The following is a 15,906-nucleotide window of genomic DNA, read 5'->3' as shown; positions in this document are numbered from 1 at the left end:
AGCTTTTTTGTAAGTCGAGATATTTAATTACGACAAGTTCGTTTACTTACGAAATATTCGTAGATTAGAATAATGAAAGCATTTACACAAACTTTTATACTTATTGGTATATCACTAATTGCAGCTAAAAGCAATGCAGCATCCCTGGATACGCCGCAAACGCAGTATGTAATTATCGGACATCATAAATTATTTATGATGCAAAAGGGACCGGCGAAAGCCAGGTTTACTATTGTATTTGAGGCAGGTGGCGGAGGTTCGTCGCGCGATTGGGCGAAAGTAATGGCTTTATTGCCGGCAGATATACACGCAATAGCGTATGACCGCGCCGGTTACGGGAAAAGTGAAGCCGGCCCACTGCCCAGAACTATGGCGCAGGAAGTTTTTGAACTGCATGAATTGCTGAAAGCAACAAAAGTGAATGGGCCTATTATATTTGTCGGGCAATCATTGGGCGGGTTACTGATACGGTTATACACCAAAAATTACAGTAAAGATGTGGCAGGCCTGGTATTGGTAGATCCAGCTCATGAAGACGCTATGTTAGGTAGTATGAAATATGGCGGGTGGGTGCGCATACGTGAAAAAGCCACAGGAAAAACTATCCCCCAACCTCAAATAACGCTTGCTACCAGCCCGGGATATGATAGTACTGCCGATTATATGGCTGAGGAATTTCAGAATATGTACATCTCCGGTAAAAACGATCTTAAGAAACTGGAAAATCGACCATTAATAGTAATAGGAGCTGGTATTAGGAAACAGCCACCCGGCACACCCGATGAGCAGTGGAAAATGCTACGAGGCGAACGCGACAGCCAGGTTGAAAGCTTAACCGGTTTATCTGCTAACTCGAAGTTTATTTTGGATAGCACAAGCAGCCACCAAGTTCAAAATGATAATCCGGCTATCGTAGTGCAGGCTATTCAATCGGTTATTAAGGCTATTTTGTTGAAGACAAAGCTCTGATATTAATCGAGCAGTTTTTTATCTAACTCCACATCATCATTATGGGCTATCTTTTTAACATATAGCTCATCAACCAAAACAATTAATATTGCTAACAGTGGTACCGCCAATATTACCCCTAACGCTCCCGATGCTGTACCCATTATTAACTGACTGATAAGTGTTAATGCCGGCGGAAGGTTAATCATCTTCTTTTGAATAAGCGGTGTAATTATATTGGCGACAATAGTTTGCGCCACAATATATATTATGGCTACCAGTATGGCCATGTTGGTGCTTACGGTGAGCGCTAATAACACACCGGGTATCATAGCTATAAATGATCCTAAGCTGGGCACAATCTCTAACAAACCGGTTATTAAGGCTAATATCAACGCCACCGGCATACCTACAATACTTAGCGCGGTGCCTAATAATATCGTAATCAATAACATGGAGAACAAAGTGCCTTTTAGCCATCCTTTAAGCGACAGGCTGATCCTATCCATAATATGTTTACCTATCGCTTTTTTACTGCGTGGTACCAGGATCAATATCCCATCTTTATAGAGCGAGGGGTTTGAAGTAAAAAATATCCCCAGAAATAAAATAACATACATATCGCCCAGCACACCAAAGGTGGTACTGAAAAACCCCTGCACGGTGCTCATTAACTTTTGTGAGTTATCGCCCGATAAACTCTCCAATACCTTTTGGCCGGCAGCCGTTTGGGATAGTTTGGCTTTTGCATTATTAATGGTATGCGGCAGTGTATTGCTTAATTCGGCAACCTGCTGTTGTATTTTGGTGCCCATAAACCAAAATAAAGTCCCTAACAGGATGAGGGTGCCGATGGTGGATATCAACATTGCCGGCATGCGCTTTAGCTTTGTACGGCGTTGTATGGCATCGCCCAAGCCATGAAAGTACACGGCCATTAATGAGCCGGCAAGTACCATCAGTAAAATATCAAAGGCTACCCTTACTATTAATATAGTTACCACCAGTAAGGCTACAATGCCTACGGTTTGCCATACTTTTTCGGTATAGGATAGTGTTGCTTTCTCTTGCGATTGGTTTTTGTTGGTTGCCATATTGATTTACCTAACAACAATACGAGTAACCTGGCGAATTGTTTTAAATGTTTAGCTAAGCACAGTTAATGCTGTAAGAGTTTTCCCTAAAAATACTTGAAATAAACGATTTTAAAAAACAACAGCATCCGGTACGCCTGGATAAGCTCAAAAAAGCTGAACGCAATAATACAGCCTGTAATTACCGACCATACCATACTTGCTTTGTAAAACCTGCGACTGGCAATAGCAAAATAGCCACCTATTATTATCGCCGTCATTAAACTGCTAATATTATCAAAATCGGGCGAATATGGGATCTTGGTGAAGTAGTAAAAAGGAATGATTAGCAGGTAGATCTGTAAAAAGAAATAGCACAATATAAAGGCTACGAAGTGAGTTGCAAAGACAAGATGCTCAACAGCCAACCGCCTATACTTGATAAATAATAGCCAGCTTATTAAACCATACACCGGGATAAAGGCAAAAATATACCCCTTTGAATCAGAATGCATTTTAACATCAAAAACGCGGGTATATTCTGGCAAGGTAAGGTGCAATGTTTTTAGCTTTTCATGTATTATATGTTGCGTATTGTAATTGATAAAGGGATGATACGTTATATAGTTATACAAGGACAGGCTATACGGGTTAACTATAATCATCACCAAAAAAAAGAGCAAGTTAAGCACCAGGAAAAAAGCGATGGGTTTCATGTGCCGGGTTTGGCGCCCTTCTACATGATCTAATGACAACAGGCCCGGTTTGGTAAACAGCAGTTTTAATGATGATAGAAACTTATTGTCCAAATGGAGGAAGCCCTCAAAAGTTTCTTCGGTAAAATGCTTTACGGTAAGATTTTTTTTATCAAATCGTTTTTCGCCGCAATAGGGGCAAAAGTTTTCCTTAAGATTGTGTCCACAGTTGGTACAGGCCATAGTAGTTAAAGCTATAACCAAATATAATAATTTAACACGGTAAAAATAAGCAGGTTGTGGCTTGTGCCGCTGGCTTAATAAAGCTTATATAATATCCAATGATCGGTTTCGTAAGCTTTTTGCAGGGTAGAGTAGTTATTACCGGTTTGGAACATTACTGGGCTATACTTTGGATTTAATATGCTATAGCCATTTAATAAATTTTTTGAGTTTGCAATTAGTATATAGTTTACATATTGGCCCGGCGTTTCAATAGCACTCAAAAAGCTTTCCTGGTAAGGTAAAACCAGGTCGGCAATGTTATTGGTAAAGGCTACAATTGGATAGGCAATGCCATCATCTATCATTACTTTTGAACCATCTGGCAACCCGTTTATATAGTTCGCCATATCGCGGTTCTCTTCCTGCTGATCGTCGGGAGTGCGGTTTATTAACCGGGTGATGAAATTTTTCTCATCCTCAATTAACGAATGATTTAAAAAATAATAACCGGTATACAGTTGCACCAATATAAGTACACTTAAAACTGATTTGATCAGGATAGTATTTTTAACGGGTTGTGCCTTTATGAAAAAACACAGCAATGCCAGTATAAGGAATATCAAATAGTATTGATGTAATAAAAATACCTTGTCATACTTAATATGCAGGAACTCTACAAACGCAAAGGGCGTTAATAAAGTTAATATTTGATAGGGATGGCGCCTGAAAAGGAATATCGCAAATACAATTAGCGGGCAAAATATAATCATCCGGGCCGTAATTATTAATGATATTTCAGGGTTTTTAAAGTCGGGGTTTAGCGCTATTTTTTCGTATGATAGGCGCTCGGCTAAAACGTTCCAGTTGGAATAAGGGCTGCTTAAAAAATAATCCGCATCGTTGGCATTGGTTAGGTTAAGCATTTTATAGCAAACAATAGCTGTTATTGGCAAAATAAACAGGATAATGTAAAGCGCGAATGTTTTATTGATCAACTTACGCCTTAACGATGGGCTGTTAAAACTCTGGGTCATCCGGAATATGGATTCTTTCTCGGCAAGGTTTAATGATTGCAGCGATATTGAAAATATAAGCGGGATAAAAAACAGCGTAAGCCAGATAAATTTATAATCGCAAAACAGCAGCAGCACCAGGCAAATACTGGCTATAGATACATGGAAGGTGGTATTTGAGCTATAATATTTAAATATGTTTAAAAAGAACATATAAAAAAATATGAGCACCATATACGTTGCCTTGCCAGAGCAGGCTGTATATAACAACCCCGGATGGAACAAAAACAGGATGATAAGCAGCAGCAGGTAAAAATCGTCACTGGTTTTTTTTACTAAAGTGCTGGCCAATAAATAAAAAAGTGCAGCCGTGCCAATAGCAGATGCTATTACAGGCGCTAATAAGGAGCTGATACTGGTAAATGCCAATGTTGCAAAAAACGGAATCGGCGGTGACGTTAGGCCAATTACCTTTAGCTTGTAGCCAACCCCTTCAAATATAATCCTTACTTTTTCGACATAAAAAAGCGTTTCCTGGTTAAGGTAACCAAGGTCGTTTAAATAAATACCGCATACCAGGTAGTATATAGCTATTAACAGCGTAATAATTAACAGGGTTTGGCTGCGGCTTAGATTTATTTTAAACTTTAGTCTCATTCGCCCGCGGGTTGGTTATGAACTTTACTTAATCCATGGTTTGTTTTTTCCCAATAAAAAGGCTTAACAATTAACTGGTACAAACCCTTATAAGCCGCCCACGAGTGGAGTAACCAATATACGGGGTTGGCAATGGCAAACAATATCAACTCATAATAGCGGCGCTTAAATACGGCCATCATGTTTATGTATATCATTAAGATATTACCCACCATAAGGTTAATTATAGACATGAACAAAACCCAATCAGGAAAGAAGGACCGTATAGATGCCAAATCAAAAATGAGGTAGCATAAAAATATACCTAATAAAAGCGGGTACACTAAAAAGGTAACAGGTGTGGCACCAATAAAGAAGTTAAACCCTAAGAAGCCTTTCCAGCCAATTTTTCTCCAAAGCTTTACCGGGTTGCGCATATGTACCAGGTGGGTTTGCATATAACCCTTTATCCAGCGCGAGCGCTGGCGCACCCAGTTAAATATTTCGTTATTAGCTTCCTCATAAGTGGTAGAGTTGATGATAGCCACCTTATAACCCTTTGCATAGGCACGTACACCCAAATCGGCATCCTCTGTTACGTTAAACGGATCCCAGCCACCCAGCTCAATCAAAAACTCAAATTTAAAGTGGTTACTTGTACCACCTAACGGGATAGGGATATCAAATGTATCCAGCCCCGGCAGCATATAATCAAACCAGTAAGAATATTCCAGCGTAAACATCCGCGTAAGGAAGTTCTCGCCGCGGTTAAAGTAGTTTAAAGCGCATTGGATACATACATAGTTAGCGGGTAGTTTATCAAACAGTGCTACCACTTTTTTAAGCTGATCTGTATCCGGTACGTCCTCGGCATCATAAATTGTTAAGTATTGACCCCTTGAAAAGTGCAGGCCGTAGTTACAAGCTTTGGGTTTGGTTTTGGGCATATGAAAAGGCACTACAATAACTTCAAACACGGCAGGAAAATCTAAATTTCTAACCGCGTTCAGGGTTTTATCGTCGTCCTCTTCTATCAGTAGTTTTATATCCAGCTTTTCGCGCGGGTAGTCTAAACTCTGCAAGTTCCATATCAGCTTTTTTATCAGCTTATCTTCTTTATATACCGGTAAGTGTATAGTATAAATGGGTAGGTCGTCATCAACAACCTGGCGTACCTCTTCGCGGGTAATGGCCTGATGCAATTCAAACCTTGACCCCACCAGCGCCAGGAACAGCTTAAATATAATTGATATCAGGAAGAAAACGCTTAGCAACACATTGATGGCTATTGATGTATTTACAAAGCTTAGCATCAAACCAGAAACTACCAGTGCAATTAGCCCGAAGGTGAAAATGAGCTGTGGTGTGGTAAAGGTGGTTAATGCAGAACTATCCGGATCGCGGTTCAATAACTCAAAAACTGCCGACTTAACATATTTTTGCCCTAATAAAACGTGGCTCAGCCAGGTAATGTCAAGATCAGAAGCCAGGATAATTTCGGGCTCCATGTCATAAGTAAACCTGATATAATCTTTAAACAGCTCATCGCTTGGGTTGGCCATTAAGGTTACTATCCTGCCGTTTTCGGCACGTAAAGGCAGGGCTAAATGGGCGTCGGCAAATTTTAGTTCGGTTTTGGCTAATACGTCCAGGTCGTAATCTTCCTCACGAATCTGTTTAAACGCATAACCCGCGTTATTGAGCGACCGCTCATAATTTTTGCGGCTCAGGTAACCAAAATTCAATAATATTTTAATGTAGGATAGCCCAGACCTTTTTGAAAAATCATCGATCTTGTCCTGATCGGCCTGTGTGATGAAGCCGTCCTGGATCAAAAGCTCGGGTATGGATATCTGCATTATAAGTTAAATAAAATGTAAAGTGCAAAACAACTGGTGTACTACTATCGCTTTAAATATTGATCAGCACAATACATAAATACTGTTGTCGCAACAAATTACTCACTAAATATATCTGTTGATTTTTGAACCTTGGCTCGTATGTATAAGAATGACAGTAATATCAATACCAGCATACCTAACAAAATGTACAGGTTATAGCTTTCCCAGAAACGGGTAAGTACGCTCTTGGTATCAATATACTCCAGGTTCTCGCTTGATTTGCTGATGTTAAACAAATACTTATTGTTATTTACATCAGAAATAGCCACGTTACTTGACAGGGTTGACAGCTGCTCTGTAATTGACCGCGAAGCAGCTGTAAACGCGTTGGCCAGGTTTTTACCGGTAGCGGTAATAACCAACACCGCGTTGTTGCTACGCCCGTAAAAGATCTGTGCCAGGCCGTTTGATACCGAGTCGGACAGGGAGTACACTATTTTATTATTCTCGTTGTTATACAGTCTGAATTTTCGGTCGAATCTGATTGGCGCATCCGGGAAATCTCCCATCAGTGGGTCATCATGTGATAACAGGGCAATGATGTTGTTTTTCTTCAGATCGTTTGGATCAATGCTGTCAGAATACTCAAACTCAGGGAAGTTGTTAGCATTGATGTTATTGTTCAGCTCGAAAATAATTTCGCCCATTGCTGCCGAGGCATATGGCGCATATTTTTTACTTACTACAATACGGGTTGTACCGGCGTTAAATGTTTCAGGATATTGGTAGAAGCTCAAATCGCTGGTGATGAAAGGGTTTTTTGATTCAAGGTATGATTTGTCTACATCAACCTCGGCAAAAAAGCCGTTAAAGCTGGCAGAACAATTACCACCGCTTGAGTAGAACCTGAACTCGGTTTCGAGTGTATTGTATTTATGGTGCTGGTAACGGTTAATAGTTACAGATGTATTTAACTTACCGGATGCATCCAACTTTTCAGAACTGATCAGCATACCGTTAAGGTAGAGGTTTAAATAACCACGGTCACCCTGTGCCAAACTGCTGTAGTTGGCTATAACACGGATCTCCACTTCTTTTGGTGTAAAGCTAAAGTCAGAGTTTTTAAAGTTGTAAACGCTTTTTAAGTTACCAATACCCGACATAAAGTTGGTGGTGCCACCAATTTGCCTGAATGATAATTTTGAACGGTTCTCGTCAATGGTTTTAAAGAATTTGTTCTCGGCTTTGTCAATGATCAAATAATCGCCAAAGGTTGAGTTAAGGATGTTGATGTTACCTAATGCGGTAATGGTTTTTTCGTAACCAATATCATCACCACCGCTAACAAACAATATTTCAGACGGGGCGTCCGTTTCGGCCAATGATTTTACAGTTACTAACTTGCCTTTAACATTTACCAGCCTTGTAAGGGTATCAATGGTTCTTACTACCGCTTTATTTAAATAAAACAAGCCTTCGCCACGTTGTGGTATAACTTTTAACATTGCCCGCCTATCTGCATGCAGCGTTGATAAATTACCTACTACTATGTAATTTTTTACACTATCAGGCACGCGGCCCTCCTGGTAAACGGCAATGTTTTTAACATCAGCTTTCTTTAACCTTGAGTACGACCACGCCACCGCTTTTAAATCGTGCAGGGTTGGGTTGGCCGGATACACAATAGCTTTCATAGTTTCGAAGCAGTTGCCAATGTTTACGTTGGTAAAGAAATTGGTAGTGCTTTTTACTAACGATAAGTAGGAATAGCTTTTTATCTTCATCCACATTGCCGGGTTGTCCAGGTCTTTACATTTATCGTCGGTTACGGTACATAAGGTTTTAACCTGGATCTTCAGAAATTTGTCTGACGACATATCCTGCCTGCTTAAATTAAGCGTAATTGTCATAACAGAATCCTGTGATAGGCGGCTGCTAAATGCGGGCCTGTCATTTATAATTACGTTTATGTAGGATAAATTTTTAAGCAACGCCTGTGATGGCTGCACAAACAATACCAGCTTACTTCCATTCAACTCAATACTTGGGTCAACTTTTAAATAGTAAGCACTGCTGCCGCTCATACCTATAATAGCATCATCATCATGCCCCATGGCGTGGAATGAAACTATCCGCTGTGCAAAGCTTGAAGTACTTAATAAAAAGAAAAGGGCCAGTGCTGTAAAAAATTTGTTCATTGGTGCTGGTATTAGTTAATTACGTAAAATTCTACTCTAAAATAATTGCCGTTGTCGTCGCTGCGGTAAAATAGCTCGCCGCCCATTTCCTGGGTAATAAGCTTGGCTATTGATAGGCCTAACCCTAAGCGGCTTTCTTTACTTGTATTAGCTTCGTTTAAAGTTTTAAGCTTGTTAAACATCATGTCCAGTTCTTCCTGGCCAATAGCTATGCCTTCGTCAATGATTTCAAAAACAAACTTTTGACGCTGCAGGCTGGTAACCACCCGGATGTTGTTATTAGTTTGCGAAAACTTGATGGTGTTTGATAATAAGTTTTGGAATATTTGGCCGGCAAATACCTTGTCCAGTTTAGCATTTAAAGGCAATTTTAAAATATTATCAATTAAATGAATGTTCTTCATTTGGGCGGTTTCCATTAAACCACGGAATATCCGCCTAACCTCAACATTGATATCAAAGATCTCCAGGTTGAATTTCATCTCCGGCGATTCGATCTCTTTCACATCCATCAGCTTATTAAGCATATACTGCATCTTCTCGGCCGATTCGGTAATATAATCAGCAAATTCTTTTTGATCGGCACTTAAGCGGTAATCCTCCTCCTTTATCATGTTATTGCTCATGATGATAGAACCTATCAGGTTTTTAAGGTCGTGCCCGGCTATATTGATGAAGCTGTTTTTTTGTTCGTCCATTTTTAACAGGCGCTCATACTGAGTATCAATAATGGCGTTTTTTTCGACGATATCGTGGTTCTGATTTTTAAGCTGCTCGTTTGATTTTTCAATCAATAACTGCGATCGGGCCTCGCGTTCAATAACCTTAAAGCGTGCACTTGGTATAAGGCATGATATGGATGCAACTATAAAAAAGAACTGGCCCCCGTTGCTTATAAAATCATCAACCGAATAGTCGTTAAACGCGTTAAAAAATATGGTGAGCAATACTAAGGCTGCCAGCAACTGGATGATGGAGTGCACCGGCTCCCAAAATACCTGGATATTAAAGAACAATATAATGGCCGAGTACACCAGGAAATACACATTTAACTGTTGTATATTAACTATATTACATAATACTGCCGACGTGCATGAAAGCATGACAAACGTGATGTGCAATAATATGCGGTAATGAGTTTTTTTAGTTTTAAAGAAGGAGTATAAAATGTATATGATGATATCTGTTATAAGGCGTACAATTAAAAACTGTACCCAGATACCCGGATTGTAGATAACATCGATAATGGTGATCAAAGGGTATAAAAAAAGAATAGTCCAAATAATGTTATTCGTTTGGTACCATGCTTTTTTTAAAACTTCTTTCGAAAATTCTTCTTTAGTAATTTGAACAAACATTAATAGGTTTTAAATTATAAAAAGATTAGGCGATTTAATAAATAAACTTATAATTAAATAAGTGCAAAAAGTAATATTACACAATAATTCTGTAAGGCTAATAGTAAGTACTGTATTTGCAATACTGCTCATATTCGTGCACACTATAATAGCAAAAAGTAATCCAATAGTTTCGCCCGAACGCTTGTTGGCCTTTAAACGGGCCAAAAGCCTGGATAACGGAATTAGTATTTCATGGCTGGAGCAAACCTGGGCCAAAGATATATTAAATGATAATGCGGTTAAAAATACGGATTTGGCGCTGCTTAAAACCTTAGGTTTTAAAAGTATAAGGCTGCCCGTAGCGTTTAAATACTTTGAGTCGAAAAATATACCGGTTGCAGCTGTGCTTGCTAACATTGATAAAATGGTTAAACAATGCCATTTATATGGATTAAAGCTGATTATAGATTACCACTACGGCGAGTTAAACGATAATAATTATTTAACCGAAACGCCTGTAATTATAAAAAAATGGCTGCTGTTAACACAACATTACAGAAACGAAAGTGCTGACGACCTGTTTTTTGAGTTATACAACGAGCCTCCGCACATCAGCCCTGCTATCTGGAAGGACGCTGCCTATAACATTGTTACCGCCATACGTAAAACCGACAAAAAGCGCACCCTTATTGTAGGCGCTTCAAACTTTAACAGCATTTATGAGTTAAGCCGTACAGAGCGCCTTGCCGATGAGAATATCATCTACACCGTACATTTTTACGAGCCTTTTTTATTTACTCACCAGGGGGCAGCCTGGGTAGGCGACCAGGTATCAACCATCGGGGTAACATTTCCTTATAATGCGGAAACTTTTCCCACTATAAATCCTAAGGCAAAGGGCACCTGGGGCGAAACAAATTTTTACCAGTACCGCACCGACGGGAACGAACAATCCTTAACGGATAAATTATTGATAGCTAAAAAATGGGCCGCCAAATATGATGTACCGCTAATATGTACCGAGTACGGTGTATATAATAAATACGCCGATGCAGATAGCCGCTGCCGTTACATAAAGGCTATCCGCAAAACATTAAAAAAATTAAACATCCCCGGTGTGATGTGGGAATACAACAGCAATTTTTCTATTTTTAACGGGACGCCGTCCATCCGGAATTTGCCTGATTGTATGAAAGATGCTATAGGCTATTCCGGTAAAAAATGATATTTATTGAATGTTTAAATTATTACCTTTGTAAACTAATAAGTTACTATGATATTTTTTGAAGAAAAAAGGAAAGAAGTAATGGCGCATATTGAAAAATTCATGCTCGAAAAAATGCAGGAATATTTGAAGCCCATTGACACGATCTGGCAGCCATCTGATTTTTTACCCGATTCGACAAAGGATACTTTTTTTAGTGAGGTTAAGGAAATGCGCGAAACTGCCCAGGGTTTATCTTATGACCTGATGGCTGTTTTAATTGGTGATACCATCACCGAAGAAGCTTTGCCTACTTATGAATCATGGTTAACCATGGTTGAGGGCGTATCAAAGAACGAAGAAGGCGGCTGGATGAAATGGACCCGCCAGTGGACCGCCGAAGAGAACCGCCACGGCGATCTGTTAAACAAATACTTATATCTTTCGGGCCGTGTGGATATGCGCGCCATGGAGGTATCAACCCAATATTTAATTGCAGATGGTTTTGATATTGGTACCGGTCATGACCCGTACCGTAACTTTATCTACACTTCTTTCCAGGAGCTGGCAACCAATGTATCGCACCGCAGGGTAGCGTCGCAGGCTAAAAAAGATGGCGATAACTTACTGTCAAAAATGTGCGGTGTTATCGCGTCAGACGAGATGCGTCATGCAAAAGCCTATAAGTATTTTATCGAAAAGATATTTGAGGTTGACCCTAACGAAGCGATGCTGGCGTTTGAGGATATGATGCGCAAAAAAATTGTAATGCCGGCCCACTTCCTGCGTGAAGTTGGTTTAAAGATAGGCCAAACTTTCGGGCACTTTACCGACGCGGCCGAACGCCTGGGTATTTATACCGCGGTGGATTATGTAGATATTTTAAAAGAACTGATTACCGACTGGCACATTGAAAGCATGACCGGCCTGACCGAAAGCGGCGAAAAAGCACGCGACTATGTGGTGGCCCTGCCTAACCGTTTGATCCGTATTGCGGAAAGAATGAAGAGCCCGTCGTTAGAATATAAATTTAGCTGGATAGCCGGATAGGCCCCACCCAACCCTCCCCGGTAGGGAGGGCTTAAAGCTGCTATTAAAGTCTCCCCTACCGGGGGAGATATTCACTACATTATTGTTTTTAGGTGTTCATGAAAGCTATGCCGTTTAGAGGGGGCCTATCCTTCTGTAACCAAATCAACGCCGCGGATATCGTCCGTCAAATCGTCAAACAAACTGTTTAGTATTGATTCGATAGTTAACGAATTTACATCGTCTACATGATGCTCATTGCGGGTTATTAAAAGCTGCAGGCCTTTAACGTCCAAATGAAAAAGCGCCCCGTCATACATTTTTTCCTGCAAAATATCCACCCCATCGCCGTTTTTAACCACTTGGAAAACTATCCTTTGCTGTCGCTGCTCCCAAAACAAAGGGTTTAGCTTTTGCTGGATATGATCATACAACTGGTCGGGGTCAATGCGGGTATGCAGGGTTATTGTTTTCATATTTAAATTACAACCTAAAGGCCAATATTGTTTAGTTTTGTTTAAATCACTTACAATATGAACTACAAATTACTTGGCCGCTCGGGCCTTAAAGTTTCAGAACTATGCCTGGGCACCATGGGCTTTGGTACCGAAGCCGGCTGGGGCGCCGATAAACAAACCAGCTTTGCCATAATGGATGCCTTCGCCAATGCCGGGGGTAATTTTTTAGATACCGCCAACGTATACAAACTGGGCACCAGCGAAAAAATTATTGGCGAATACGTACATAACCACGACCGCGATTACTTTGTGCTGGCTACCAAGTATGCTTTAAAAGATAACCTGACCAACCCCAACGCATCGGGCAATAGCCGCAAGAACATGATGCGCAGTGTAGAGGAAAGCCTGCGGCGATTAAAGACGGATTTTATTGATGTGCTGTATCTGCACATTTGGGATGACTTAACACCAATGGACGAGGTACTGCGCGGAATGGACGACCTGATCCGCCAGGGAAAAATAACTTATGCCGCCATAAGCGATACCCCGGCCTGGCAGGTAGCCAAGGGCAATACCCTTGCCGAACTAATGGGCTGGAGCCAGTTTATAGCCTTACAGGTTGAATATAGCCTGATACAGCGCACACCCGAGCGCGAGCTGATACCCATGGCCAAACACTTCGGTATGACGGTAACACCCTGGGCGCCTTTGGGTGGCGGCGTACTAAGCGGCAAATACCTGCGCGGCGAACAGGGCCGCATAAAACCCGAAAGCCGACGGTTAGATGACCGAAGCGTAAACATTACTAAAGCTGTTGTTGCTATCGCTGATGAACTGGGTGTATCAGCCAGTCATGTGGCGTTGCAATGGACAATGAGCCAGGGTTTTTCATCCATCCCAATTGTGGGTGCAACCAAGGTGAGCCAGTTAGAAGATAATTTAAAAACGATAAAAGTATCGCTCACAAAAGAACACCTGCAAAAGCTGGATGAAGTGTCGTCAATAGACCTGGGTTTCCCCGGTGAGTTTTTTAAAGAGGAAGGAGTAAGGATGAACTCGTTTGGCGGGTTTTATGATAGGGTGGAGAAACGGAACTAAAGAATATTGACATTCTGAGCAAAGCAAAGAATCTGCCGCGCGTCGAATGCAAAGTTTTGAGATTCTTCGCTTTGCTCAGAATGGCAATTGTTAAGTTATTACCCTCTGGCCATACGCTCCAACGCGTCAATAAACGTTGGTGCGTCATTCAGGCTTTCTACCAATTGCACATGCTCACCACCTAAGGCACGGAACTCGCCGCCGTACTCTTCGGTAACTTCGTAAACGGTTTCAAGGCAGTCGGCAACAAAGGCAGGGCAAAACACCAGCAGTCGTTTCTTGCCCTGGTGTGCCAGCTCCTCAATTACTTTACTGGTATAAGGCTGCACCCACGGGTCGTTACCCAGGCGCGATTGAAAGCAAACGGTATAGTTTTCTTTGGCGATGTTCATTTTTTCGGCAATTAAACGTGCCGTATCGTATGATTGTGCCGAATAGCAAAATTTATTGGTGTCGTTTAATGTATCGCAGCAGCCATCAACCTGCAGGCAGTAGCTGTGGGTATGGTCGCATTTTTTTATCTGGCGCTGTGGCAGGCCGTGAAAGCTGAACAGGATATGGTCGTAAGTTTCGGGCTGATGTTTCTTCGCATTATCGGCAAAGGTCTGGATCATCAGGTCGTCATCATGAAATGAATTGATGAAAGTGATATTGGGGATAGTTTGCCAGCCTTTAACCAGCTCCATCACCTTTTGCTGTACCGAACCCGTACTTGCCGAAGCGTATTGCGGGAACATCGGGATAACTTTAATATCGCTCACCAAATTGTCTTTTAAACGCGCTAATGCCGACTCGATAGAAGGGGTTTGGTAGCGCATGGCCAGCTCAACCTGGTACTCATCGCCTAAACGATCTTTTAATGCCTGGTGCTGCAGCTTGCTGTAATGTAATAAAGGCGAGCCTGTTTCCTGGCTCCAGATCTGCTGGTATAGCTTAGCCGATTTTGCTGACCTGAACGGTGTGATTATCCCACGCACCAAAACAGTACGCAAAACCGGGTTAACATCAATAACCCGCTCATCCATCAAAAACTCGTTTAGATATTTACGTACATCCGCAGTGCTTGGGCTATCAGGGGTACCCAGGTTAACCAGTAAAATTCCTTTTTTAGACATCGCTGCAAAAATAACAAAAAAATAGCCTTGGCTGATATGAGGATGATTTATTACATGAAGATTAAAAACAAGTGCCTCAGCGTGACACCCTACTTGCTTAAGATCGGCCTAAAACTTCTCCAGCTCCGCCTTAACTTCTTCCATTAACCACATTGGTGTAGAGGTAGCGCCGGCTATCCCAATGGTATCGCCCGGGGCAAACATGTCTTGCTTTAACTCGCTGCTTGATGATATAAAGAAAGTATTTGGGTTATGCTTGCGGCAAACCTCGAACAGCACCTTACCATTTGATGATTTTACACCTGATACGAAAACTACTTTATCAAAGCTTGTTGCAAATACTGGCAGGTCCTTATCGCGGTTTGATACCTGGCGGCAAATGGTGTCGTTAGCATTCAGGTTATAGCCGCGCTTGTTAAGTTCATCCTTTACCTGGTAAAACTTCTCCATGCTTTTGGTTGTTTGGCTATAAAGGGTGATGTTTTGCGGCAGTTCCACGTTATCCAGCTCGGCAATATCCTGGAAAACCAGTGCCTCGTTGTTAGTTTGCCCTTGCAAGCCAATTACCTCGGCGTGGCCATGTTTACCAAATATCAGGATCTTCTCTTTCTGGTCGAACGATGTTTTAATGCGGTTTTGCAGTTTTAAAACTACCGGGCACGATGCGTCAATCAGCGTAATATTGTTTTCTAAAGCAGTACGATAAGTTTCAGGTGCTTCACCATGCGCGCGGATCAGCACTTTTTCGCCATGCAGGTCTTTTAATGCCGAATGGTCGATAATGCGCAGGCCGAGGGCTTTTAGCCGTTCTACCTCTTCATCGTTATGCACAATATCGCCCAGGCAATACAGATAGCCATCTTCGGCTAAAATATCTTCGGCCATATCAATAGCATAGATAACTCCGAAACAAAATCCGGAATCCTTATCTATTGTAACCTGTAAGTTATATGAACCCATTGCCTGCAAATTTACGTAATTTTTATTTGAACGGTTGAAGATAATCATTAACGACTGGTGAATCGTTTTTAAA

13 protein-coding genes are annotated in these 15,906 nt (G+C 41.3%); 4 read left to right on the top strand and 9 right to left on the bottom strand.

Annotated elements, in window-relative coordinates; genetic code table 11:
• The first annotated feature begins 72 nt into the window (after window positions 1-72).
• Window positions 73-969, top strand: coding sequence for an alpha/beta fold hydrolase (locus ABIB50_RS16965; RefSeq protein ID WP_429381508.1), 897 nt, complete (start codon window positions 73-75; stop codon window positions 967-969).
• A 2-nt stretch (window positions 970-971) separates the two neighbouring features.
• Here ABIB50_RS16965 and ABIB50_RS16960 read toward each other — a convergent pair whose 3' ends face one another.
• The 6 genes from ABIB50_RS16960 to ABIB50_RS16935 form a co-directional block, all read right to left on the bottom strand.
• Window positions 972-2,042: an AI-2E family transporter gene (locus tag ABIB50_RS16960; protein ID WP_429381506.1), complete on the bottom strand. Its 1,071-nt coding sequence runs from the start codon at window positions 2,040-2,042 to the stop codon at window positions 972-974.
• Between the two features lie 86 nt (window positions 2,043-2,128).
• Window positions 2,129-2,959: a DUF3667 domain-containing protein gene (locus tag ABIB50_RS16955; RefSeq protein ID WP_429381504.1), complete on the bottom strand. Its 831-nt coding sequence runs from the start codon at window positions 2,957-2,959 to the stop codon at window positions 2,129-2,131.
• A gap of 74 nt (window positions 2,960-3,033) precedes the next feature.
• Window positions 3,034-4,611 carry a hypothetical protein gene (locus tag ABIB50_RS16950; protein WP_429381502.1) on the bottom strand — a complete coding sequence of 526 codons (1,578 nt, stop codon included), beginning with the start codon at window positions 4,609-4,611 and terminating at the stop codon, window positions 3,034-3,036.
• A complete protein-coding gene (locus tag ABIB50_RS16945) occupies window positions 4,608-6,449 on the bottom strand; it encodes a glycosyltransferase family 2 protein (RefSeq protein WP_429381501.1) in 1,842 nt (613 codons plus the stop codon). Before ABIB50_RS16945 ends, ABIB50_RS16950 begins: the two co-directional genes overlap by 4 nt.
• 98 nt (window positions 6,450-6,547) lie before the next feature.
• Entirely contained in the window at window positions 6,548-8,629 is a 2,082-nt protein-coding gene (locus ABIB50_RS16940; protein ID WP_429381499.1) for a cellulose biosynthesis cyclic di-GMP-binding regulatory protein BcsB, read from the bottom strand.
• Window positions 8,630-8,640: 11 nt separating this feature from the next.
• Window positions 8,641-9,987: a sensor histidine kinase gene (locus ABIB50_RS16935; protein ID WP_429381498.1), complete on the bottom strand. Its 1,347-nt coding sequence runs from the start codon at window positions 9,985-9,987 to the stop codon at window positions 8,641-8,643.
• Window positions 9,988-10,048: 61 nt separating this feature from the next.
• Between ABIB50_RS16935 and ABIB50_RS16930 the strand changes: the two genes are divergently transcribed.
• Together ABIB50_RS16930 and ABIB50_RS16925 are read left to right on the top strand one after the other, a co-directional pair.
• Window positions 10,049-11,194 (top strand): glycoside hydrolase family 5 protein, encoded by a 1,146-nt coding sequence (locus ABIB50_RS16930; RefSeq protein WP_429381496.1) that lies wholly within the window; start codon window positions 10,049-10,051, stop codon window positions 11,192-11,194.
• A gap of 48 nt (window positions 11,195-11,242) precedes the next feature.
• A complete protein-coding gene (locus ABIB50_RS16925) occupies window positions 11,243-12,223 on the top strand; it encodes an acyl-ACP desaturase (protein ID WP_429381494.1) in 981 nt (326 codons plus the stop codon).
• Between the two features lie 125 nt (window positions 12,224-12,348).
• Here ABIB50_RS16925 and ABIB50_RS16920 read toward each other — a convergent pair whose 3' ends face one another.
• On the bottom strand, window positions 12,349-12,678 hold the full coding sequence (locus ABIB50_RS16920) for a hypothetical protein (RefSeq protein ID WP_429381492.1): 330 nt from the start codon (window positions 12,676-12,678) through the stop codon (window positions 12,349-12,351).
• Between the two features lie 57 nt (window positions 12,679-12,735).
• Here ABIB50_RS16920 and ABIB50_RS16915 point away from each other — a divergent pair, with 57 nt between their 5' ends.
• Window positions 12,736-13,758 (top strand): aldo/keto reductase, encoded by a 1,023-nt coding sequence (locus ABIB50_RS16915; RefSeq protein ID WP_429381490.1) that lies wholly within the window; start codon window positions 12,736-12,738, stop codon window positions 13,756-13,758.
• 98 nt (window positions 13,759-13,856) lie between these two features.
• On the opposite strand, the gene hemH is transcribed toward ABIB50_RS16915, so the two are convergent.
• Window positions 13,857-14,873, bottom strand: coding sequence for a ferrochelatase (gene hemH, locus ABIB50_RS16910; protein ID WP_429381488.1), 1,017 nt, complete (start codon window positions 14,871-14,873; stop codon window positions 13,857-13,859).
• A 108-nt stretch (window positions 14,874-14,981) separates the two neighbouring features.
• Window positions 14,982-15,833 carry a 4-hydroxy-3-methylbut-2-enyl diphosphate reductase gene (locus tag ABIB50_RS16905; protein WP_429381487.1) on the bottom strand — a complete coding sequence of 284 codons (852 nt, stop codon included), beginning with the start codon at window positions 15,831-15,833 and terminating at the stop codon, window positions 14,982-14,984.
• Window positions 15,834-15,906 lie beyond the last annotated feature (73 nt).

The sequence above is a fragment of the Mucilaginibacter sp. UYCu711 genome (assembly GCF_050433825.1).
Classification (GTDB): domain Bacteria; phylum Bacteroidota; class Bacteroidia; order Sphingobacteriales; family Sphingobacteriaceae; genus Mucilaginibacter.
This window is presented reverse-complemented; position numbering and strand designations above follow the sequence as displayed.